This is a genomic window from Franconibacter pulveris (genome assembly GCF_056780215.1).
The window spans coordinates 3,143,869-3,167,059 of record NZ_CM165555.1 but is presented as its reverse complement, the minus strand read 5'-3'; the positions used below and the strand labels follow the sequence as shown (position 1 = coordinate 3,167,059).

The following is a 23,191-nucleotide window of genomic DNA, read 5'->3' as shown; positions in this document are numbered from 1 at the left end:
CTGTTTAGCGGCTTTATTGCATTTTTACAGCTCGCCCAACAACGTCGGCTCGCTTTTCGCAGGCTCAGGCTTCAGGCGAGAGGGATCAATCTGGCAAACCATCTCGGCGACGATACCGATAAGCGACTCTTTAGGAAAAGAATGCCACTGTCCGATGGCGTCTTGCCTGGACGCGGCGATGGCTTCACCCTGCGCATACGGTTGTGAAAAATAGATACGCTCAAACAGCGTGCGCTCCTGCGTATCGCAGTTAATCACGTTATTTGCGCGTGAGCTGGTGATAACAAGCCGTGGGTCCTTGTTGAGAACGGTTTGCTCGCTGTAATTATTGATAAGATAAAACCGGCGCAGGCGGGCGTTACCCTGCCAGGTGGAGACGGCGCGCAGATCGGCGTACATGCCGCCCTTATCATCAAGCAGCAGCTTAATCACGCCGTGCGGCGGATCGCCTGCCACGACCGGCTGCGGTTTGCTTGTCCCTGCGCACGCTGTCAGTAACGCGACGGCGCCACAAAGTAAAAGGGGTTTAATCATTTTTTGCCTCCTGTTAAATCTGGGCGTAGCGGCAGTAAAATTTCCTCGGTAACGCTTCCCTGCAACGAACACAGCAGGGTTGTTTTGCCTTTGGTCAGGCTCAACATCGCCAGTTTCTCCACGCTGCCTTTGGCGGGCGCGATGCCGCTTACCGCCGTGTTGTTTACCTGCCATGCGCTGTCGCCCGGGCGTTTGATCATTGCGTTGGTGATGTAATCGTCGCCTGCGGATTGCCAGTGCGCCGCAGGAAGGGCCGCCATCACCGCCTGCGGCGACTCTTCAATAACCCATCCCCAGAAGAAATATTTGCCAAATTCATCCAGATCGGACTGCTGCGTGTAGTAGCCCGAAAGCGTTAACTGCTGTAGGTGGACTGGCTGGGCGAACCAGACTATCCCGGCGTTATCTTTGGGCGGGGCAAACCAGGCGTGGCCCTGGTTGTCTTTTACGAGCGGGGCGGCATGGGTAAATTTCGCCTGTTCGGCATAAAGCGCATTAAAAAACTGGCTGTCGCAGCGCAGTAAAGTTTCGGTAAGCGGTTTCGCGGCGGCGGTGCTGGCAGCGCCAGACAGCAGCGCAAAGAAAACGAGCACGCGTTTCATAGAGCATCCTTACTGTTAATCATTTAAAAGCGTATCGGCACTTTAACGCTTTGCTTTAATGGAAAAGGGAGGTGAAGCAGCGAATAAAGGGAGAGGATAACGATAAGGCCGCGCTTTTATGAGCACGGCCTGAGGGGGAGGCTAAACGCGTAAAGCCAGACTGGCCCGGTTAGTGGTGATAAAAAATATCGCCGTTCATCGCCTTAAGGATTTTGCCTTCGGCGTCGGTTATCAGCACATAGTTGCCGCCCATGTAGGTCCAGTGGCTACCAGCTTCCGGCGCAGGCAGGTTGCGAAGCTGCCATTTTTTGATGTTGTACTCTTCGGTGCGATACATGTCCGGCACAATGTCGCCGATGACGAACTTGCGCGAGTCGGAATGGAATTCTTTGACTTCATAGGCGTCCAGCCCCTTTGGCGCCGCAGGCTGCGCGGCAAAAGTGGTTCCCGCTACGGTCAGCAGCGCGCCCAGAATCATCATTTTAGTTTTGTTCATATACTCTCCACGTTGTACAGGGCTTGTTTCACGGTTCGCAAGACAGCGTATCTTTCCTTGCCACGCCAACGCGTTGCAAGGGCTTCTGTGTATAGAAATATGACATAAAAAAGTGAAAGGGATATTTACCACGGCCGGCGGGCTCTTCGCTGCGCTGTCGCTCCCTTTTGAGAGTTATCCTGGCGGCGGGAGTGCCAGCCGCGACCGCGCCTTTACTTCCCGGGCCTTCGCGAATATCCTGATTCACCACGGCCAAAAGCCGGAACAATAAGCTGTTTTAATGACTCGGGGTGCCCTTCTTTGTGAAGGCTGAGAAATACCCGTACCACCTGATATGGATAATGCCAGCGTAGGGGGCCGAAATTCGGCCTACTTATCATGAGATTGGCTCTCTTTTTGTCCGTGCGCAATGCACTTGAGGTACAAAAAGGGTTTATCCATGAGGTTAAAATCACTTCCGTACACCTTCAAGAGGTACGGTAACTACTACATTCAGATCCGCTTATCTAATGGGCGGTCATATAAAAAATCACTTTCTACTGACAGCTATCGCGAAGCATCTGCTTTGATGATTAGCATCATTCCGCACATCCCTTTTATAAAATCCTTATCTATTCCAATCCCTATCTTCGAAAAGTTTTTGTCAGACTTGATCGCGTCAGAACGCAGGGTTGCAAGAAATCCACTCTTACCCCAACAGAAGATGATTGTTCCTTCTGAACTCGTGGAACCTCAGCCGCCAGCCGAACCGGAAAAAGTGCTAACCCTGTCGGATGCGTGGGCTATGTACAAAGATGAAAAAGGGCGCAACTGGACGAAATCGATCTCAATGGCGAATGAGCGGTACATAGAAGTGTTGTTAGCTGTCTTGGGAGAGAAAACTGATGTAACGGCGATCACTAAGCAGGATATTAAGCAGGTGATGGAAGTTGTTGAAAATCTCCCTAAGCGCGTTGTTCAGCCTTATCGCTCAATGTCCATTCAGCAATTGATAGCATGTGATGATGTCCCACCGGATGATCTGGTTGGTGTTGAGGCTATCCATAAGCATCTCAAGCTCTACAAATCCTTGTTCAAAACATTTCTCACCGATAGCAACGATATTTTTCCTAAGTCGCCAACTGATGGTGTAGTGGCTGCATCATCTAAAGCAAGGTTCGGTGCATACAGTTCGGCGGAGATGAAGAAGTTTATAGAGTGGGCACTTAAGCAGCCGGATGGCTGGCTGAAGTGGATTACATTGTTGTTGGCGTATACTGGAGCAAGGAGAAGTGAAATTGCCAAATTGGAAAAATCACAAATCAAATATGATGAGGATAGTCAGCGGTATTATTTCCTGATTCCAGAAGGGGGGCAGGGGAAAACAGAAAATGCCACCCGACAAGTAGCGATCCACCCTAAGTTGATCGAATGGGGTTTCATGGAATACGTTGATCGCCAGTGGAAAGAGCGGATTTTTTCAGAAGTGGCAGGTACAAACATTACGAAGATAGGTAAGGTCTTAGCTAATGTCCGTGACGAGCTTGGTATTCCTTACCTTGATGACTATGGACAACGGCGATTGGTGCACAGTTTCCGGCATACAATGATTTCAACCTGTTTATCTGGCTGGGTTGATAACTTAGCGCACTTGCAACAAGTGGTCGGTCACGAGAAAAGCGGAGCAGGGATCACTCAGCGCTATCTGCACACATTCCCTCTAAACTTAGTTTGTTACGTTATTGACGGACTGTGTTGGGCGTAATACGGATTAATTTATATTTATTTGTGATGATGATAAAAATGTCTTTAGGAATTGTCTTGAAAAATAGCAGGGTGGTATTCATATAGATTTAATACTTACTTTGTTGAAGGAAGGAGGGGTTATGGCTAACTGTGAAGATGAACATCGTTACTGGTTTTTTTTTGAACACCTGCCTGATGATCAAGGGGGAGTTGGAAGACATAAGTGCTGTGGTTGTGCTTATGAAAGAGGATACCAAGCGGGAAAAAGAAGAGATGAAACCCTTCATATTGATTTAGATTCCCTTCCAGAAAGCCAAGCTGGAAATGTTCGGCACAAGAGTCCACATGCTGCCTATGCTCAAGGCTATCTTGACGGTATCTCATCGTCATATTGGAACAAGTAACACCGTCACTGCATTTGATGAATGGCTAATGTTCGTGTATAGACTATTTCGACTTATGATTTTACGATGTAGATAAATCATACAAGGAGGACGGTTTATGAGCGCACAGGCAGAAGAAGGAACATTACGCCGGATGACGTTAGGCGAGATAGCAATGGCTCGTAGGGTGTTCGGTGATTCGATAGTGTATAGCCGTGTCTGGATTCATTGCGACAGTTATTTACCATTCGGACTATAAAAACAAAACTACGCAATGACTCCAAACGGGGAGTTATGGTACAGAAAGTCGATGTACAGGGAAGACTTTTCCGCAAGCTCGGTTCTCATCGAAGATAAATATGTTTTCATCCATGAACTGGGGCATGTCTGGCAACACCAACACGGGCAATGGGTGAGAATGCGGGGAGCTTTTAGCTGGGCTGCTGAATATACCTACAGGCTGGATAAGGAAAAGCTCACTGATTACTCTCTTGAACAGCAAGCCTCTATTTTAGCTGATTACTGGTTACTGTTGGTTTATGGGATCAGTAAGTGGTCTTACTATCAGAGACCAGGGCGCATGGGGATGTACAGGGGCGTAGATTTGTTGCAGGACGTCCCTTCGCTTTACCAGAAAATCGTAACAGGGAAGGGGCGTTAAACATGAAGAACAAAATGTTGCTGGGTGTTGTATTCATCTTAACGGGATGCCCTGGACCTGGTGATCGAATGGTAGATCGTGAATCTACAACGGCATTAATCAAAGATAATCAAGTTTGTGTGGTGTCACCACTTGAGCCGCAGGAACGGATTACTGCTATTCAAATTAATAGCGATAATAGCGACTCTCTTCACAAGATTTTCGACGACAAGCCTGTTTATGTACCGAAGGGTGAGTGTCTTCCTCTATTCGGATTTAAGTTTACGTCTGGCGAGCGGTATAACTTCGCGTATGACGTCCAATCTGATAAGTCAGAATCACATTTAGTCACCGCTGAACTTTCTTATCCTAAAGAATAGGGGGCAAACTGCCCCCTTATATTCATGTCAACACACGTACGTGATCAAGCAAGCGTATAATGCGCGTATATCTCTCTTAATGTGTAACTTGGCGAAATACGCTGTAGAGGAAGCTGGTGAACATTTACAACCGCCACCAGAAAGACGAAAGCACAAAAGAGCATCAATAACTATACTTGCTGTTTGCGAAACAAAATGCACTTTATCTGCCCTTCAAAAGATTTTCCAGGAACATTTAAAACAAATTATCCACCGCATACCCGGTGAATTTATCTTCGCCACTAACAGGGATAAATCCATGTGTCGGTTTACTACGATAGGTGACGACATTCTTTCAAAGTCTGCCCGTGGTGAACGAGTTTCAATGGCTTCCTACGGGCTAAACTATTACCAGCACATGCACAATGCTGTGTTTCTTGGGTGTAGTAATCTGGATCACGATTTCCAGGGTAAATGGCGGCAGTATGCAGAGCTTAACGGATGGGACATTGAAGGATTTGAAAAGAAGCAACGTGCCGCGATGAATTACGAACGGTGCTATCAGTTTATTAGCCGTACCTCTGTACGGAATGCCGATACGAATCACCCTCTGGTTTTTGTTGTGCCAGATCTGGCTACTGCTGAATATATCAAAGAACATTATTTCCTTGGTGCAAAGGTTGAATGTCTCAACTTTGGTAAAGTGAGAAAGAAGCGAGATACAACGAAAGGGGATATTACCCGTGCAGAAGTTCAGAAGCATAAAGCCATTGGGCTTAAACCAAAAGATATTGCCGAATTGATGGATATGAATATTAAAACCATAAGACGAAATTGGAACTAAGAGATTTGCGTATTATTACCGCACTATACTGGTATCTGCTGTTCCTTTTTATCTGGGATGTAATCCGCACCGTTGAAAAACGTAGAAAATCAGAACGCAAAGCCGAATCTCAGGATACCTGAGATAATGGCTTATATAACAAAGGAGCTTAACGGTTCCTTTTTTCGTTTCTGGGGTGAGGTACAAACTGAGGTACAAGGTGGGGTACAGCGTGAAGAAGCGATAACCGGAAAGGCTAGCTTGCAACAGCAAGTCACTTCCCCTAAGCTGGCAAAAAGTATAGAGATTCAATCTACATGACTCGGGGTGCCCTTCTTTGTGAAGGCTGAGAAATACCCGTACCACCTGATCTGGATAATGCCAGCGTAGGGAAGTCAGATGCCTGCCCGGTATCCCTTCTTTTAAGCCTGGCAGGAGAGCGTGATGCAACCTGACCTGCTGTCCGGCCCGCAAGCGGCCGCGGTTTTAACCCAATTTCGTACCCGTTCCCCGCTCGTTCACTGCATGACCAATGAGGTAGTGCAAACCTTTACCGCAAACGTGCTGCTCGCCCTTGGCGCGTCGCCGGCGATGGTCATTGAGCCTGATGAAGCCGCGCAGTTTGCTCGTCTTGCCGACGCCCTGCTGATTAACATCGGCACGCTTACCCGCGAGCGGGCCGGGGCGATGCTCGCGGCTATCGAGAGCGCAAACCAGGCGGGCCGTCCCTGGACGCTTGACCCGGTCGCCGTCGGCGCGCTCGATTTTCGCACCGGTTTCGCCCGCGAAGCGCTGGCGCTGCGCCCGGCGGCGATACGCGGCAACGCCTCTGAAATCCTCGCGCTGGCGGGGGAGCGCGGCGGCGGACGTGGCGTTGACAGCATGCATCGCGCAGAAGCGGCGCTAAACGCCGCGCGGGAACTGGCCGGGCGCAGCGGCGCGGTGGTCGCCGTGACGGGCGAGGTGGATTATGTGACAGACGGCGAACGCACGCTGGCAGTACGCGGCGGCGATGTGCTGATGACGCGCGTTGTCGGCACCGGCTGCGCGCTTTCCGCCGTGGTCGCCGCCTGCGCGTCGCTGCCCGGCAGCCAGCTTGAAAACGTGGCGGCAGGCTGCTGGATGATGAAGCGCGCTGGCAGCCTGGCGGTGACGCGCTGCGCCGGGCCCGGCTCGTTCACGCCTGCTTTCCTCGACGCGCTTTACCAGTTGAATGAGGAGGGCTGCGCATGAAACGCATCAACGCCTTAACTATCGCCGGCACCGACCCGAGCGGCGGCGCGGGCATCCAGGCCGATTTGAAAACCTTTTCCGCGCTGGGCGCTTACGGCTGCTCGGTCATTACCGCGCTGGTGGCGCAAAACACCCGCGGCGTGCAGTCCGTTTACCGTATCGAGCCTGCGTTTGTCGCCGCACAGCTTGATTCGGTGTTCAGCGACGTGCGTATCGATACCACCAAAATCGGCATGCTGGCGCAAAGCGATATTGTGGAAGCCGTGGCGGAGCGGCTGTCGCGCTATCAGGTGAAAAACGTGGTGCTGGATACAGTAATGCTGGCGAAAAGCGGCGATCCGCTGCTCTCGGCTGAAGCGGTGAAAACGCTGCGCGAGCGTCTGCTGCCGCACGTGTCCATTATTACGCCGAATTTGCCGGAGGCGGCCGCCTTGCTTGGCACTACACATGCGCGCAATGAGCAGGAGATGCATCAGCAGGGCGAGGCGCTGCTCACGCTGGGCTGCGAAGCGGTATTGATGAAAGGCGGGCATCTGGACGATGCGGAAAGTCCCGACTGGCTGTTTACCCGCGAAGGCGCCCGCCGGTTTACCGCGCCACGCATTGTTACCAAAAATACGCACGGCACCGGCTGCACGCTTTCCAGCGCATTAGCGGCGCTGCGTCCGCGCTATCCATGCTGGGAAGAGACCGTGGCGGCCGCGAAAACGTGGCTTTCGCAAGCGCTCGCGCAGGCGGACACGCTGGAAGTCGGCGAAGGCATCGGGCCTGTTCACCATTTTCATGCCTGGTGGTGAAGCGAGCCAGCAGAATGAACTGAAAAACTTCTTTCGTATGGCAATTCTTGCTGTTCAGTATCATGATGATTCTGCCCATGATTGCGTGGGCGGGAACCATCATGCCGACGGGTATGGAGCCCGTCGAAATTACGGGAGAGAGTTATGACAGATATTGCGCAGTTGCTCGGCAAAGATGCCGAAAGCCTGTTACAGCATCGTTGTATGACTATTCCGGCAGATCAGCTTTACCTGCCTGGCGAGGATTATGTTGACCGGGTAATGATCGACAACAACCGTCCGCCCGCGGTGTTGCGTAACATGCAGACGCTGTACAACACCGGCCGCCTGGCGGGGACCGGCTACCTTTCAATCCTGCCGGTCGACCAGGGCGTGGAACACTCGGCAGGCGCGTCGTTTGCCGCTAACCCGCGCTACTTCGACCCGAAGAACATTGTGGAGTTGGCTATCGAGGCGGGTTGTAACTGCGTCGCGTCCACTTATGGCGTGCTGGCCTCCGTATCGCGCCGCTACGCCCACCGCATTCCCTTCCTTGTGAAGCTTAACCACAACGAAACCCTGAGCTACCCGACCCAGTACGACCAGACGCTTTATGCAAGCGTTGAGCAGGCGTTCAACATGGGCGCGGTGGCGGTAGGCGCGACCATCTATTTTGGCTCTGAAGAATCCCGCCGCCAGATTGAAGAGATCTCAAGCGCCTTTGAGCGCGCGCATGAGCTTGGCATGGTGACGGTGCTGTGGGCGTACCTGCGTAACTCATCGTTTAAAAAAGATGGCGTGGACTACCACGTAAGCGCCGATCTCACCGGCCAGGCGAACCATCTTGCCGCCACTATCGGCGCCGATATCGTTAAGCAGAAAATGGCGGAAAATAACGGCGGCTACAACGCGGTTAAATTCGGTTACACCGACGAGCGCGTTTACAGCAAGCTGACTACCGATAATCCTATCGATCTGGTGCGCTACCAGCTGGCGAACTGCTATATGGGCCGGGCGGGGCTGATTAACTCCGGCGGCGCAGCGGGCGGCGATACCGACCTGGAAGAGGCGGTGCGTACGGCGGTTATCAATAAACGCGCGGGCGGCATGGGGCTTATTCTCGGCCGTAAAGCGTTTAAGAAATCGATGGCCGACGGCGTTAAGCTGATTAACGCGGTGCAGGATGTTTACCTGGACGCTAAAGTAACGATTGCCTGACAGGCCTGCTCAGAAGAAAACGCGCCTGCGGGCGCGTTTTTTTATGGCGATGAAACAGGACGCGTTGCGTTGCGCGCCTGCGTAGCGCTCTTCCCGACGGGGAAAGGGGGCGGGGTAATCAGACGCGGCGCCCGCCCCGGTGAGCTAACAGAAATTGCAGGGCGGGCAAGCGCAGTCGCCACCCGCCAGACAACAGGATTACTTTAACAGCTCGCAATCAGGCGGCAGACGGCAGCTTAGCGCGCCGGGCTGCACCTGGATGCGAAAATGCTGGCCGCTTAGCGGCTCGCCGTCGAGGTTAAAGGTAATCTCATGCGGCGCGGTGATTTCAAACCACGCCGATACGCCGTCGATAATATTCGGGCTCTCTTCCGGGCGGGTAAGCGTCGTCAGCAGCGCCGGCAGCAACTCTTCGCCCGTGAAAATACGCAGATGCAGCAGGCCGTCATTGATAAGCGCCTGTGGGCAAAGCTGCTGGCCGCCGCCCGCCTGACGCCCGTTGCCGATGCCAATCACCAGCGCGTCGCCCTGCCACTGAAAGTTTTCGCCGCGAATCTCGCAGCTGTCCGGCTTAAGGGTATCCATGCGCATCAGGCCATGAATTAAATAAGAGACGCCGCCCAGCGCGGCCTTCAGCTTTTCTGGCGTTTCGGTGGTGATGCGGGTGCCAAAGCCGCCGGTCGCCATGTTGATAAAAAAGGCGTCGTCGTTAACCTGCACGATATCAATCGGCGTCGCTTTGCCGATAATCGCCAGCTGCAGCGCTTTATCCAGCTCAGCGGGAATGCTGGTGCTGGTGGCGAAGTCATTGGCTGTGCCGAGCGGAAGGATGCCCAGCGCCGGACGCTTATCCGCAGGGAGCTTCGCCAGCGCCGTGGCGATTTCGTTGATAGTGCCGTCGCCGCCGCCGGCAATAACGGTATCAACGCCGAGCCTGGCCGCCTCGGCGACAAAGCGGATAGCATCGCCTTTTTCCCACGTTACGCGAACGTGCAGCGTAAAGCCCTCTTCACGGAGCATTTCAACGGCGCTGCGCAGCAGGTCGTTATCGGCGCTCTTGCCGTTAAGAATAATGAGTGAAACCGGGTAATTTTCCATTGCGACCTCTGAAAGCCCACTGAAAAGAGTCTACCGCAGAGTTTATCGCAGCCAGTCAGAAGAGGCTGAAAATCGAAGAAAAAAATAAGCCTGCGTAAGGGAGATTACGCAGGCGAAGGAGGTGGTTCCTGGTACTGCTGGCATTTATCGGTTATGTTTTTCAGCGCTGGGATAATAACCGGATCAACCGTAACCGTATGTGATCCGATTCTAAAATCATTCACGCCGAAAAAATAACTAAGATTAATTATTTACCGTGCGGATTACGGGTGGTCTGTCCAGCGAGATTGCGCATCAATAATGCATATTCCAGCGTCATATCCTGCGGAACCGGCAGCCAGACGGTATAACCATCCCCCGGCGCCACCTCCATTTTCTCGCCTTTCGCGTTTTCCAGGTGTTCCAGCGTAAAGCTCACGTTGCCCTGCGGCGTCATCAACTCCAGGCTGTCGCCCAGGGAGAATTTATTTTTCACCGCCACGGCGGCGAGGTCGCCTTTGCGCTCGCCGGTAAATTCACCGACAAACTGCTGACGGTCGGAAACCGAATAGCCGTATTCATAGTTCTGGTAATCGTCATGGGTGTGACGACGCAGGAAACCTTCGGTGTAGCCGCGGTGCGCCAGCCCTTCCAGCGTCTCCAGCAGGCTTGGGTCGAACGGCTTGCCAGCGGCGGCGTCGTCGATAGCGCGACGATAGACCTGCGCGGTGCGGGCGCAATAGTAAAACGACTTGGTGCGACCTTCGATTTTCAGCGAATGCACGCCCATTTTCGTCAGCCGCTCAACGTGCTGGATAGCGCGCAGGTCTTTGGAGTTCATGATATAGGTGCCATGCTCGTCTTCGAACGCGGTCATGTACTCGCCCGGGCGCATCGCCTCCTCCAGCATGAAAACCTTATCGGTAGGCGCGCCGACGCCAAGCGTCGGTTCAACGGTTTGTACCGGAATCGGCTCGTGGATATGCACGATATTGCCTATCTCATCCTCTTTGCCTTCCTGCACTTTATATTCCCAGCGGCAGGCGTTGGTGCAGGTGCCCTGGTTCGGGTCGCGCTTGTTGATATAACCCGAAAGCAGGCAGCGCCCGGAGTAGGCCATGCAGAGCGCGCCGTGAACGAAGATCTCCAGCTCCATATCCGGCACCTGCTCGCGGATTTCGGCAATCTCTTCCAGCGAAAGCTCGCGGGAGAGAATGACGCGGGTCAGGCCCATCTGTTTCCAGAACTTCACCGTCGCCCAGTTAACGGCGTTCGCCTGCACCGAGAGGTGAATATCCATCTGCGGGAAGTGCTCGCGCACCAGCATGATTAACCCCGGGTCGGACATGATCAGCGCGTCCGGCCCCATCTCCACCACTGGCTTAAGATCGCGGATAAAGGTTTTCAGCTTGGCGTTATGCGGGGCGATATTCACCACCACGTAGAATTTCTTGCCCAGCGCGTGCGCTTCATTAATGCCGAGCTGTAAATTCTCGTGGTTGAATTCGTTATTGCGCACGCGCAGGGAGTAGCGCGGCTGGCCCGCATAGACGGCGTCGGCGCCGTAAGCGAAGGCGTAACGCATATTTTTCAGCGTGCCCGCAGGCGAAAGGAGTTCCGGTTTAAACATGGCGTTCTCGTTCTGATGACAGGTCAGACCCGCCTGAAATAAGGCGGACGGGGGCACCTTTACCCCCACGTTAAGGGCGGGAATTGTAGCGCCAGGCGCAGCGCGGTGCAAACGGGGCTTCGGTTAGCCCCGGTTGTTGTAGATTTATAACGCTATGGGGCTATGGGGCTATGGGGCTATGGGGCTATGGGGCTGTCGCTCTATGCCAGGGCAGTGAGTGTTACGTTCGCGATGCGCTGTTTCACTATGTAAGTGCTACTCCTGCGAACGTGCCAGGGGGCTTCGCCGCCAGCCCCCTGGCGACCCCGGCTCCCGGCACACAAAATTGCCCGCTAAGCGGGAAACCTCATCTTTTTTTCGTTGGCTTCGGGTCGGGCATGACGGCACATCCTTGTGCCGACATGCCCTCACGCCGGGTCCAGCCGGCGTGACCCGGCCACCGTAAAAAAGCTGAGGCAATTTTGAGGCCGGATAACGTCCCCGCTTCAAGGGCCAATAATGAACTGGTCGAAATTTTCGCTGAAAGGCTGAAAGGGGGAGGGGCTGAGAGGGGGAAGGGCTGAAAGGGGGAGGGGCGGGTAGTACTGTGCCGCCCGCCTTTGAAGCACCGCTGTCGAAGCGGGCGCTTCACCCCATCCGACAGGCGTCCGCCTCCCATCGATACCCCACGCCGTACACGGCGCGAATAAACGACTGCTCGGCGTCCAGCGCCTCCAGCTTGCGGCGCAGGTTTTTAATGTGGCTGTCGATAGTGCGGTCTGTTACCACGCGGTAATCATCATACAGGTGGTTTAATAACTGCTCGCGGGAGAACACTTTGCCCGGTTCGCTGGAGAGCGTTTTCAGCAGGCGAAACTCCGCAGGCGTGAGATCCAGCGCTTTTTCGCGCCAGCTGGCCTGAAAACGGCTTTCGTCGATAAGCAGCGGGCTTTGGGCGTCCAGCGCCAGTATATCGCGCTGCGGACGGCAGCGGCGCAGAATGGTCTTCACGCGCGCCACCACTTCGCGCGGGCTGTAAGGCTTGCAGATATAGTCATCGGCGCCAATCTCCAGCCCCAGCAGGCGGTCAATCTCTTCAATTTTGGCCGTGACCATGACTATCGGCACCTCAGAGAAGCGGCGAATTTCACGGCACAACGTCAGGCCGTCGGTGCCCGGCAGCATCAAATCGAGCAGGATAAGGTCCGGCGGCGTCTGGCGCACCCAGGGCAACACCTTGTCGCCGTGGCTGATGAGCGTCGGCGCATAGTTCGCGGCGCGTAAATAGTCGATAAGCAGCTGCCCGAGTTTGGGTTCGTCTTCCACAATCAAAATGCGCGGCGCATTGTCGTCAATTGGCATATCGGTCATACATCTCTCGGCAGGTCAGAATCGAGCGGTAACGTTACTGTAATGCTTACGCCGCCCAAAGGCGAATGCGCGGCGGACATGGCGCCGCCATGCGCCTCGACAATGTTGGTGCAAATGGCAAGCCCAAGGCCGGAGCCGCCGCTGGCGCGGTTGCGCGACCCTTCGGCGCGGTAGAAACGCTCAAACAGCAGCCCGAGCTGCGCGTCGCTCACGCCCGGCGCGCTGTCGGCAAAGGTCAGCGCCAGCCGCCTTTGTTGCACTTCGCCCTGAATCAACAGCTGGCCGCCCGCGTCGGTGTAGCGCAGGCTGTTCTCAAGCAAGTTATTAAAAAGCTGCATCAGGCGATCGCGGTCGCCGAAGACCTGAGCGCTGTCCGGCAAAGAGAGCGCAATCGTAAGCCCGCGCCCTGCGAAGCGCTCACGAAACGCGCCAGCGGCCATCTCCAGCAGATTCACCACATCCACCGGCGCTTTCTGATAAGCCAGCGCCCCTTCGTCAGAAAGCGAAAGCTGATGCAGATCGTCCACAAGCTTCGTGAGCGTGCCCACCTCTGCCTGCAGCGAGGCGACCGATTCCGGCGTAAACTGCCTCACGCCATCCTGTATCGCTTCCAGTTCGCCGCGCAGCACGGCGAGCGGCGTGCGCAGCTCATGAGAGATGTCGGCCATAAAGGCGCGGCGCATGGTCTGGTTTTTTTCAAGCGTGCTGGCGAGCTGGTTAAAATCGTTCGCCAGCTTGCCAAGCTCATCCTGGCCTGTGGAGGCCACGCGGGTGGTGAAGTCGCCCGCCGCCAGCCTGTGGGTGCCTTCCACCAGCCGTTTTACCGGCGCCAGCAACCCGCGCGCCAGCGGGAAGGTGGCGAGCGCGGCCAGCAGCGTGGCGAGCGCGACAATCAGCCAGCTGGTGCGCCGCTGTTGCTTGTCGAAATTAATGTCCGTGCTGCGGGTCAGCCGCTCGACCGGCGAGGCGATAACCCAGCCTACCGTGGCGCCATTCACCTGGATTGCGTGCCGCGCGCCGTCCGGCGGCACCGGGGCGCGCGGTCCAACCAGCACGTTTTGACCCTGATCGACCACCCAAAACTGCGTGCGCCAGCCGTGAGGCGGCAGATCCGGCGGCGGGCGATCCGGCGGGGGACGGTCATCATGTTCATTTTCCCGATCGAACGAGCGCAGGATCTGAAACACGAAGCGATCGTTATGGCGCAAAAATTCCCAATTGCCGTGCGCGGTGTATTGCTCGGCAAGGGCGTCGCTTAACATCGACATTCGCTGTTCGTTGCCGTGCTTAATGTAGTCGATAAAGCCGCGCTCAAAGCTCAACCGCACCGCCCAGTGCATGGTGATAAGCAGCAGAATGCAGGTGGCGAAAATCGCTAAAAACAGCTTGCCGGTGATGCCGGGCCGCCAGAATTTCATTTACTTGTGGCTCCTTTTACGCCGCGCGATAACGACGTTTTTCATGGTGTCCTTAGGTACGCGGGCGAAAACCAGCGCGGGCAGGGCGATGATCGCCGCCATGCAGAAATAGGTGTAGAGGAAAACCTCATGCGCGATGCCGCTGTCGGCCGCCAGCTGGTTATGGCCGAAGGCGCCGAGCAGGATCCCGGCGACCGAAACGCCAATACTCATGGAAAGCTGCATCACCATCGAAAGCAGGCTGTTGCCGCCGCTTGCCAGCTCGTCCGGCAGGTCGCGAAGCGTCAGCGTGTTCATAGAAGAAAAGCGCACCGAGTTAACGACGCCCTGGAAGAAAAGCACCACCGGCAGCAGAGAATACCAGCCCATCAGCCCCACCCACATAAACAGCAGGCTGATAAGCGCCAGCGCCAGCGTGGAAACCACCAGCGTGTGGCGATAGCCAAAGCGGTTCACTACCTGCACCACGATGCGCTTCATCCCCATGCTGCCAAGCACCATCGGGATCATCATCAGCCCGGCGTGAAACGGCGAAAAGCCGAGGCCGATTTGCAGGAAAATAGGCGTCATGAAGGGCAGCATGCCGCTGCCGATGCGCCCACACAGGCTGCCGAACAGGCCAAGCGAGAAGGTTCGGGTGTCAAAAAGCCGCAGGTTAAAGAGCGCCGACTCATTGCCGCGCGCGTGCCAGAGGTAAAAGATAAGGGCGGCGGCCCCCGCCGAGATGAGTAAACTGAGCGCCACCGGCGAGATGCCGAGTCCTTTTTGCCCATCGAGGGCGATAGTCAGCGCCGCCATGCCCACCGCGAGCAGCAAGAAGCCGGAAAAATCGAAGCGCCGGGTCTGCATGGTGTAGTTCGGCATCAGCCACAGGGTGGCGATGGCGCCCACCACGCCTACCGGCAGATTGATTAAGAAGATCCAGTGCCAGGAAGCGTACTCCACCAGCACGCCGCCAAGCGCCGGACCGAGCAGCGGCCCCACCTGGCCCGGGAGGGTCACGAACGTCATCGCCGCCATGTACTGCTCGCGCGGGACGATTTTCATTACCGTCAGCCTGCCCACCGGCACCATCATTGCCCCGCCGATCCCCTGCACCACGCGCGCCGCCACCAGGCCGTTGAGCGTATTGGCCATGGCGCAAAACAGCGATCCGAGCGTAAAGATGACAATGGCGCAAAAGAAGATATTGCGCACACCGACCCGGTCCGCCAGCCAGCCGCTGGCGGGCAGCGTCACCGCCACCGTCAGCACATAGGCGACGATCACCATGTGCATATGAAGCGGGCTCTCCCCCAGGCTTTCCGCCATGGAGGGGAGGGCGGTATTGACGATGGTGGTGTCGAGCGACTGCATAAAGAAGCCGAAGGCGACTATCCACAGTTGCCAGCGCACGCTGTTGGGCAGGTCTGTCATAGGCTTACTCACTTATCGATAGCGTTTCATCCTGTTTTGGCGTGCGCGCAAAGCGCAGCCGTAAGCGGTCAAAGAAAAGGTAAACCACCGGCGTGGTGTAAAGCGTTAACAGCTGGCTCATGACCAGCCCGCCGACAATGGTAATGCCGAGCGGCTGTCGCAGTTCTGAACCGTCGCCGCCGGAAAGCACCAGCGGCAGCGCGCCGAACAGCGCCGCCAGCGTGGTCATCATGATGGGGCGAAAACGCAGCAGGCTCGCCTGGAAAATCGCCTCCTGCGGCGTCAGGTTGCCGTTGCGCTGCGCCTCGATGGCGAAATCGACCATCATGATGGCGTTCTTCTTCACTATGCCAATCAACAGCATAATACCGATGAGCGCGATCAGGCTAAACGGCGCGCCAAACCACTCCAGCGCCAGCAGCGCCCCCACGCCCGCCGAGGGGAGGGTGGAGAGAATGGTGAGCGGGTGGACATAGCTCTCATAGAGAATGCCGAGCACGATATAAACCGTGGCGATAGCGGCGAGGATCAGAATCACCTGCGAGTTCATCGTCTCCTGGAACACCTGAGCGGTGCCGGCGAAGCTGCCGCGCACCGTTGAGGGCACGCCAAGCGTGACCATGGCGCGCTCGATGGCCGCGCTCGCTTCAGAGAGCGACACGCCGGTCGGCAGGTTAAAGGCGATGGTGGAAGAGGCCGACAGCCCCTGGTGGTTCACCGAAAGCGGCGCGTTAGCGGGCTGCCACTTCGCGAAATAAGAGAGCGGGATCGGTTTGCCTTCGCTGTTGACCACAAACATCTGGTCCAGCGCGCTGATATCCTGGGTATAACGCGGGTCCACCTCCATCACCACCTTGTACTGGTTAAGCGCTTCGTAGATGGTGGAGATCTGCCGCTGGCCGAAGGCGTTGTTCAGCAGGCTGTTGGCGTCCTGCACGCTGATGCCAAGGCGCGACATGGTCTCGCGGTCATAAATCAGGTTCATCTCCGCGCCGTTGTCCTGCTGGTCGGAGTTAACGTCGGCAAGCTCAGGCAGCTTCGCGAAGGCGGCGCGAATTTTCGGCTCCCATTCCCGCAGCGCGGCGAGGTCGTCGGAAAGCAGCGTGTACTGATAGCTGGCGTTGGCCTGACGCCCGCCAACGCGGATATCCTGCACCGCCATCAGAAACAGGCTGGCGCCAGGCTCTTTGGCAAGCTTTTTACGCAGCCGGTCAATAACCTGCTGGGCGCTTTCGTTGCGCTCGTCGCGCGGCTTGAGCGTAATAAACATCATGCCGCTGTTAACCCGCGAGCCGCCGGTAAAGCCGGTCACGTTATCCACCGCCGGGTCGTCGCGAATAATCTTCATAAAGTTTTGCAGCTTGCCGCGCATAGCCTGGAACGAAATGCTCTGGTCCGCCTGAATGCCGCCCATCAGCTGGCCGGTATCCTGCTCGGGGAAGAAGGTTTTCGGAATGGCGATATAAAGCCAGACGTTCAGTGCGAGGGTGGCGATGAAAATAACGCCCACCAGCCGCGCATGATTAAGCACCCATTTCAGCGAACGGGCATAGCCGCCCTGCAAGGCGATAAGCAGCCGGCCCACGCCGCGCTTGCGGGCGGGGCGGTGCGGTTTTTCGCTTTTCAGCAGCCAGCCGCACATCATCGGCGTCAGCGTCAGCGAAACGACCATGGAGATGCCTATCGCCACCGAAAGCGTGACGGCGAACTCGCGGAACAGCCTGCCCGGCAGGCCGCCCATCAGCAGCAGCGGCAGAAAAACCGCCACCAGCGACAGGCTCATGGAGAGCACTGTAAAGCCGACCTCGCGCACCCCCTGCAACGCCGCCTGCAGCGGCTTCATTCCCGATTCCAGGTGGCGGGCGATATTCTCCAGCACCACGATAGCGTCATCCACCACAAAGCCGGTGGCGATGGTCAATGCCATCAGCGACAGGTTATTGAGGCTAAAGCCGCACAGGTACATCGCCGCGCAGGTGCCTATCAGCGAAACCGGCACCGCCACCGCCGGAATAAAGGTGGCGCGCCCGTCGCGCAGAAACAAAAAGACCACCAGAATGACCAGCGCGACGGAAATTGCCAGCGTCTGCTCCACCTCCGCGAGCGAGGCGCGGATAGTCGGCGAGCGATCCTGCGCTATCTGCAAATCGATAGCGGCGGGGATGGTGTTGAGAAGCTCCGGGACTTTGGCGCGGATGCGGTCCACCGTCTGGATGATATTGGCTTCCGGCAGCTTGCGGATCATCAGCAAGATAGCGGGCTTCGCGTTCGTCATCCCCGCGTTGCGCACATCCTGCACCGAGTCGGTGATGGTCGCCACATCGCTTAAGCGCACCGCCGCGCCGTTATTGTAGTGCACGATGACCGGCTGATACTCGGCGGCGGTTTTCAGCGCGTCGTTGGTCTGTAACTGCCAGCGGCGGCTGGCGTCTTCCACCGCGCCCTGCGGACGGCGAACGTTGCTGTCGCTGATGGCGCTGCGCACGTCGTCAAGCGAGACGCCCTGGTTAAAGAGCGCCTGCGGGTTAAGCGCCACCCGCACGGCAGGCAGCGAACTGCCGCCGACATCCACATCGCCCACCCCGTCAATCTGGGCGATGGTTTGCGCAAGCTGCGTCGACGCGTAATCGTAGAGCTCGCCCTGGGAGTAAGTCTCCGAGGTGAGCGTCAGGATCATGACAGGCGCGTCGGAGGGGTTCGCTTTGCGGTAGGTCGGGCGCGAAGGCATGCCGCTTGGCAGCAGGCTTTGCGCGGCGTTAATCGCCGCCTGCACGTCGCGCGCTGCGCCGTTGATATCGCGATCGAAATTGAACTCCAGAATGATGCGGGTGCTGCCAAGGGAGCTTGACGAGGTCATCTCGTTAACGCCCGCGATGCGCCCGAGTGAGCGCTCAAGCGGCGTCGCCACCGACGAGGCCATGGTTTCCGGCGACGCGCCTGGCAGCGACGCGCTGACCATAATAACCGGGAAATCAACCTGCGGCAGCGGCGCGACCGGCAGCAGGCGAAAGCCCAGTACGCCGCACAGGGTCACGGCGATGGTCAGCAGAATGGTCGCCACCGGACGATAAATAAAGAGGGCGTAAAACTTCACTTACGCCTCCTCTTCACGCTGCGGGAAGCGGCTGCGGGCTGCGTTCGCAAGCCGGTCGAAGAGCAGATAAATCACCGGCGTGGTAAAGAGCGTCAGCACCTGGCTTACCAGCAGGCCGCCCACCATGCCGATGCCGAGCGGGCGCCTGAGTTCCGCGCCCACGCCGGTGCTGAGCATCAGCGGCAGCGCGCCAAGCAGCGCCGCCAGCGTAGTCATTAGAATGGGCCTGAAGCGCAGCAGGCAGGCCTGGTAAATCGCTTCATAAGGCGACATTCCCTGTTCGCGCTCCGCCGCCAGCGCGAAGTCGATCATCATGATGGCGTTTTTCTTCACGATGCCGATGAGCAAAATGATGCCGATGATGGCGATAACATCCAGCTCGCTGCCAGCCAGCAGCAGAGCCAGCAGCGCGCCGACGCCTGCGGTGGGCAGGGTTGAGAGAATGGTTATCGGGTGAATAAAGCTCTCATAGAGCACGCCAAGGACGATATACATCGCCACGACCGAGGCGACAATCAGCCAGATGGTGCTGCCGAGCGCCGCCTGGAACGCCAGTGTGCTGCCCTGGAAAGAGGTGGTGATGTCGGTCGGGAAGGCGAGCGCCTGCTCCGCCTCGGTTACCGCCTGAACCGCGTCGCCCAGCGAGTAATCCTCCGGCACGTTGAACGAGATAGTGGTGGACGGGAACTGGTCGAGATGGTTTATCGACAGCGGCCCGAAGCGCTGCTCAACTTTCGCAATGCTGCTTAGCGGCACCGCGCCGCCTTCGCTGCTGGCGAGGCGAATGTTGTCCAGCGCCGCAAGACCGGGCGTCGCCGCGGCGTCATGCTCCAGCACCACGCGATACTGGTTCGCCTGGGTATAGATGGTGGAGATAAGGCGCTGGCCAAAGGCGTTATAGAGCGCGTTATCCACGTCCGCCATGCTGATGCCAAGACGGCTGGCGCTGGCGCGATCGACATTGACGTAGGCCACCAGCCCCTGATCCTGCCAGTCGCTGCTGACGTCCGCCAGTTCCGGGCGCGTGCGCAGCTCGTCCATCAGCTTCGGCACCCAGACGCTGAGCGCGTCAAGAGAGTTCGCCTGCAGCGTGAACTGGTACTGGGTGCGGCTTACCTGGGTGTCAATCGTCAGGTCCTGAATCGGCTGCAAATAAAGCTGCACGCCGGGCACCTTCGCCACCGCCTGTTGAAGGCGTTCAATAACCGTCTGCACGCGGTCGTCGCGCTCGTCCAGCGCTTTGAGGTTGATTTGCAGGCGGGCGCTGTTGAGCGACGGGTTCGTGCCGTCGACGCCGACAAACGAGGTAAGGCTCTCGACGGCCGGATCCTTAAGGATAACGTCCGCCACCTGCCGCTGGCGCTGCGCCATGCTGGAGAACGACGTAGACTGCGGCGCCTGCAGCGTTCCCTGAATGATGCCGTTGTCCTGTACCGGGAAAAAGCCTTTCGGGATAAGCGCCCACAGCAGAACGGTGAGCGCCAGCGTGCCCAATGCCACGCCGAGCGTCAGCCATGGGTGGTTAAGCACCCGCTTCAGCAGTCGGCCATAACCCGCAATCACACGGTCAAAGAAGCGTTCAGTAGCGCGCGAGAAGCGGTTCTGCTTGCGCAGCGACGCGTGGCTTAACATGCGCGCGCACATCATCGGCGTCAGCGTCAGCGAGACGACGGCGGATATCAGGATAGCCACCGCCAGCGTGACGGCGAATTCGCGGAACAGACGGCCGACGATATCGCCCATAAACAGCAGCGGGATCAGCACTGCTATCAGCGAGAAGGTCAGGGAGATAATGGTAAAGCCGATTTCGCCCGCCCCTTTCAGCGCGGCGGCCAGCGGTTTTTCGCCCTTTTCGATATAGCGCGAGATGTTCTCAATCACCACGATGGCGTCATCCACCACAAAGCCGGTGGCGATGGTCAGCGCCATCAGCGTCAGGTTGTTGATGGAGAAATCAAGAAACACCATCACCGCAAAGGTGCCTACCAGCGAAAGCGGCACCGCCACCGCCGGGATAATGGTCGCCGGCACGTTACGCAGAAACAGGTAGATAATCATGACCACCAGCGCGATAGCCAGCATCAACTCATGCTGGGTGTCGTCCACCGAGGCGCGGATATTAGTGGTGCGGTCGGTCAGCAATTCCACTTTCACTGACTTCGGCAGGCTCTGCGTGAGCGTCGGCAGCATCTGCCGGATGGTGTCGGCAGTGGTGATGATGTTGGCGCCCGGCTGGCGCTGCACATTCATCACTATCGCCTGCTGTTTGTTAGCCCAGGCGCCAAGCCAGCTGTTTTCCGCGCCTTGCTCCACCGTCGCCACGTCGCCCAGGCGGATCGCCGCGCCGTTCTGGTACGCGATGATAAGGTTGCGATACTCGGCGGCGGAGGTCATCTGGTCGTTGGCCGAGAGCGTAATCGCCCGCGTCGGGCCGTCCATGCTGCCTTTCGCCGAGTTGACGTTGGCGTTGCTGATGGCGGTGCGCACCGTTTCGCTGGTCAGCCCCAGCGAAGCCAGCGCCGGGGCGTTAAGCTTCACTCGCACCGCCGGGCGCTGACCGCCTGAAAGCGTCACCAGTCCCACTCCCGCCACCTGGGAGATTTTCTGCGCCACGCGCGTTTCCACCATATCTTCCACCTGCGTCATCGGCAGGGCGGAGGAGGTGACCGCGAGCGTCATGATAGGCGGGTCTGCCGGGTTAACCTTGCTGTAGACCGGCGGGTTGGGCAGGTCGCTTGGCAACAGGTTGGTGGCGGCGTTGATCGCCGCCTGCACTTCCTGTTCGGCGACATCCAGCGGTAGCGTCAGCTGGAACTGCAACGTCACCACCGAAGCGCCGCCAGCGCTTTGCGACGCCATCTGCTTTAAGCCCGACATCTGGCCGAACTGCCGCTCAAGCGGCGCGGTAATGGCGGACGTCACCACATCCGGGCTGGCGCCAGGGTAGAGGGTCACCACCTGAATAGTCGGGTAGTCCACTTCCGGCAGCGCCGAAACGGGTAAAAAGCGGTAGCCGATAATCCCGGCGAGCAGGATAGCCACCATCAGCAGCGTGGTGGCGACAGGACGCATGATAAACAGGCGCGACGGGCCGCCTGTGGACCCCGGAGGTAACACCTGCATCAGGACGCGGCTCCCGTGCGCGAGGACTCACTGCGCGGCCCGGCGTGGGAGCCGGTGGCGGGCGCTTTTTTCTCTTCGCCGCTCGCCTGCGCCTGCGGCTCAACCACCTCTACGTGCGCCCCTTCGGTCAGACGATCGATGCCATCGGTGACCACGCGGTCGCCTGTGGAGAGTCCGGCGGTAATCACCACCTTTTCGCTGTCCTGAATGCCGGTGGTGACGGTGTGCTTGCTGACCTGGTTTTTGTCGTTCAGCACCCAGACGAAGTTGCCTTCATTGCCCATTTGCAGCGCGGCGGTAGGGATAACCACGGCGTTCTCTTCTTTAGCCACCAGCATGCGAGCGTTAACAAACTGGTTAGGAAACAGCGCGTCGTCCTGGTTTTCAAAGCGCGCTTTCAGCTTGATGGTGCCGGTGGTGGCGTCTATCTGGTTATCAAAACTGAGCAGCGCGCCGGTGCTGAGTTTCTGCTTGTTGGTGCGATCCCAGGCTTCCACCGTCAGAGTCTGGCCTGCTTTTTGCGCCTGCACGACGGTGGCGATGTCGCTCTCCGGCAGGGTAAAAACGAGGTCGATAGGATGGGTTTGCGTCAGCACCACAATGCCGGTGGTGTCGCCGCTGGAAATCTGGTTGCCAATATCCACCTGCTTTAAGCCCACCCGACCGTCAATCGGCGCGGTAATGCGGCTCCAGTCGAGCTGCAACTGCGCGCTGGCGACCGCCGCTTCGTCCGCTTTGATGGTGCCTGCGGTTTCGCTCACCAGCGCCTGCTGGGCGTCAAGCTCCTGGCGTGAAACCAGATTGGTTTTTGAAAGCTGCTGGTAGCGCGCCAGGTCGCGGCGGGCGTTGGCGAGGGTTGCCTTATCGCGGGCAAGTTGCCCCTGCGCCTGGGCGAGCGCGACGTTAAACTGGCTCGGGTCGATTTCCGCGAGCAGATCGCCCGCTTTTACCTGCTGGCCTTCCTTGAAGTGGAGCGCCATCAGCTGGCCGTCGACGCGGCTTCGCACCGTGACGGTATTGGCGGCGGTAATGGTGCCAAGGCCGGTGAGATAGCGCGGCACGGTCTGGCTGGTGGCGGCGGCGGCCTGTACGGGCGCAAGCGCCCCGCCGCGCATCCCTTTACGGCCGCCAGCCGCCGGGCGCTGCTGCGCGGAAGCTTGCGATGACTCAGGCGCGCTCTGATGCGCGTTGCGCCAGTACAGCACGGCGGCGATCACCACCACAACAACGCCAGCCCACAGCCACCAACGGGAATGCTTATTGCCTTTCATAAGTTAAACGTCTTCTTTTCCTG

At 57.5% G+C, this 23,191-nt stretch carries 18 protein-coding genes, 1 pseudogene and 2 riboswitches; of the genes and pseudogenes, 8 read left to right on the top strand and 11 right to left on the bottom strand.

Annotated features, from left to right (window positions below):
* Positions 1 to 24 precede the first annotated feature (24 nt).
* The 3 genes from ACU4F7_RS14980 to ACU4F7_RS14970 form a co-directional block, all read right to left on the bottom strand.
* On the bottom strand, positions 25 to 534 hold the full coding sequence (locus ACU4F7_RS14980) for a surface-adhesin E family protein (protein ID WP_481637244.1): 510 nt from the start codon (positions 532 to 534) through the stop codon (positions 25 to 27).
* Positions 531 to 1,136 carry a hypothetical protein gene (locus ACU4F7_RS14975; protein WP_029593325.1) on the bottom strand — a complete coding sequence of 202 codons (606 nt, stop codon included), beginning with the start codon at positions 1,134 to 1,136 and terminating at the stop codon, positions 531 to 533. The genes ACU4F7_RS14980 and ACU4F7_RS14975 overlap by 4 nt, the downstream gene beginning before the upstream one ends.
* A gap of 169 nt (positions 1,137 to 1,305) precedes the next feature.
* The gene (locus ACU4F7_RS14970; RefSeq protein ID WP_024556355.1) at positions 1,306 to 1,632 is read right to left on the bottom strand and encodes an RcnB family protein; all 327 of its coding nucleotides are present in this window, start codon (positions 1,630 to 1,632) and stop codon (positions 1,306 to 1,308) included.
* Between the two features lie 276 nt (positions 1,633 to 1,908).
* Positions 1,909 to 2,004: riboswitch (TPP riboswitch) on the top strand.
* A gap of 67 nt (positions 2,005 to 2,071) precedes the next feature.
* Between ACU4F7_RS14970 and ACU4F7_RS14965 the strand changes: the two genes are divergently transcribed.
* From ACU4F7_RS14965 to fbaB, 8 genes and pseudogenes are all read left to right on the top strand, one after another.
* Positions 2,072 to 3,376 carry a tyrosine-type recombinase/integrase gene (locus tag ACU4F7_RS14965; protein WP_481637243.1) on the top strand — a complete coding sequence of 435 codons (1,305 nt, stop codon included), beginning with the start codon at positions 2,072 to 2,074 and terminating at the stop codon, positions 3,374 to 3,376.
* Between the two features lie 121 nt (positions 3,377 to 3,497).
* Complete coding sequence (locus ACU4F7_RS14960) at positions 3,498 to 3,761, top strand: hypothetical protein (RefSeq protein WP_071809263.1); 264 nt, start codon at positions 3,498 to 3,500, stop codon at positions 3,759 to 3,761.
* Positions 3,762 to 3,858: 97 nt separating this feature from the next.
* Positions 3,859 to 4,401, top strand: a pseudogene (locus ACU4F7_RS14955) (type IV secretion protein Rhs).
* 2 nt (positions 4,402 to 4,403) lie between these two features.
* Positions 4,404 to 4,760, top strand: a complete 357-nt coding sequence (locus ACU4F7_RS14950; RefSeq protein WP_029593323.1) for a putative T6SS immunity periplasmic lipoprotein — start codon at positions 4,404 to 4,406, stop codon at positions 4,758 to 4,760.
* 88 nt (positions 4,761 to 4,848) lie between these two features.
* Positions 4,849 to 5,583 (top strand): hypothetical protein, encoded by a 735-nt coding sequence (locus tag ACU4F7_RS14945; protein ID WP_481637242.1) that lies wholly within the window; start codon positions 4,849 to 4,851, stop codon positions 5,581 to 5,583.
* A 292-nt stretch (positions 5,584 to 5,875) separates the two neighbouring features.
* Positions 5,876 to 5,972: riboswitch (TPP riboswitch) on the top strand.
* A 34-nt stretch (positions 5,973 to 6,006) separates the two neighbouring features.
* On the top strand, positions 6,007 to 6,795 hold the full coding sequence (thiM, locus tag ACU4F7_RS14940) for a hydroxyethylthiazole kinase (protein ID WP_481637241.1): 789 nt from the start codon (positions 6,007 to 6,009) through the stop codon (positions 6,793 to 6,795).
* On the top strand, positions 6,792 to 7,592 hold the full coding sequence (thiD, locus tag ACU4F7_RS14935; protein ID WP_029593320.1) for a bifunctional hydroxymethylpyrimidine kinase/phosphomethylpyrimidine kinase: 801 nt from the start codon (positions 6,792 to 6,794) through the stop codon (positions 7,590 to 7,592). The genes thiM and thiD overlap by 4 nt, the downstream gene beginning before the upstream one ends.
* Positions 7,593 to 7,736: 144 nt before the next feature.
* Positions 7,737 to 8,789 (top strand): class I fructose-bisphosphate aldolase, encoded by a 1,053-nt coding sequence (fbaB, locus tag ACU4F7_RS14930; RefSeq protein ID WP_024556358.1) that lies wholly within the window; start codon positions 7,737 to 7,739, stop codon positions 8,787 to 8,789.
* A 198-nt stretch (positions 8,790 to 8,987) separates the two neighbouring features.
* Here the strand turns inward: fbaB and yegS are convergent, their stop codons facing one another.
* The 8 genes from yegS to ACU4F7_RS14890 all read right to left on the bottom strand — a co-directional run bounded on the left by yegS (position 8,988) and on the right by ACU4F7_RS14890 (position 23,168).
* Positions 8,988 to 9,887: a lipid kinase YegS gene (yegS, locus tag ACU4F7_RS14925; protein WP_029593319.1), complete on the bottom strand. Its 900-nt coding sequence runs from the start codon at positions 9,885 to 9,887 to the stop codon at positions 8,988 to 8,990.
* 247 nt (positions 9,888 to 10,134) lie between these two features.
* Positions 10,135 to 11,496 (bottom strand): prephenate-dependent tRNA uridine(34) hydroxylase TrhP, encoded by a 1,362-nt coding sequence (gene trhP / locus ACU4F7_RS14920; RefSeq protein ID WP_029593318.1) that lies wholly within the window; start codon positions 11,494 to 11,496, stop codon positions 10,135 to 10,137.
* Between the two features lie 627 nt (positions 11,497 to 12,123).
* Complete coding sequence (baeR, locus tag ACU4F7_RS14915) at positions 12,124 to 12,846, bottom strand: envelope stress response regulator BaeR (protein ID WP_481637240.1); 723 nt, start codon at positions 12,844 to 12,846, stop codon at positions 12,124 to 12,126.
* Positions 12,843 to 14,264, bottom strand: a complete 1,422-nt coding sequence (gene baeS / locus ACU4F7_RS14910; protein ID WP_481637239.1) for an envelope stress sensor histidine kinase BaeS — start codon at positions 14,262 to 14,264, stop codon at positions 12,843 to 12,845. Before baeS ends, baeR begins: the two co-directional genes overlap by 4 nt.
* Complete coding sequence (mdtD, locus tag ACU4F7_RS14905; RefSeq protein ID WP_481637238.1) at positions 14,265 to 15,680, bottom strand: multidrug transporter subunit MdtD; 1,416 nt, start codon at positions 15,678 to 15,680, stop codon at positions 14,265 to 14,267. It lies immediately after the preceding gene.
* A 4-nt stretch (positions 15,681 to 15,684) separates the two neighbouring features.
* Positions 15,685 to 18,774, bottom strand: a complete 3,090-nt coding sequence (mdtC, locus tag ACU4F7_RS14900; protein WP_481637237.1) for a multidrug efflux RND transporter permease subunit MdtC — start codon at positions 18,772 to 18,774, stop codon at positions 15,685 to 15,687.
* Positions 18,775 to 21,897 carry an MdtB/MuxB family multidrug efflux RND transporter permease subunit gene (locus tag ACU4F7_RS14895; protein WP_029593313.1) on the bottom strand — a complete coding sequence of 1,041 codons (3,123 nt, stop codon included), beginning with the start codon at positions 21,895 to 21,897 and terminating at the stop codon, positions 18,775 to 18,777.
* Positions 21,897 to 23,168, bottom strand: a complete 1,272-nt coding sequence (locus tag ACU4F7_RS14890; protein ID WP_029593312.1) for an MdtA/MuxA family multidrug efflux RND transporter periplasmic adaptor subunit — start codon at positions 23,166 to 23,168, stop codon at positions 21,897 to 21,899. Before ACU4F7_RS14890 ends, ACU4F7_RS14895 begins: the two co-directional genes overlap by 1 nt.
* Positions 23,169 to 23,191: the final 23 nt, after the last annotated feature.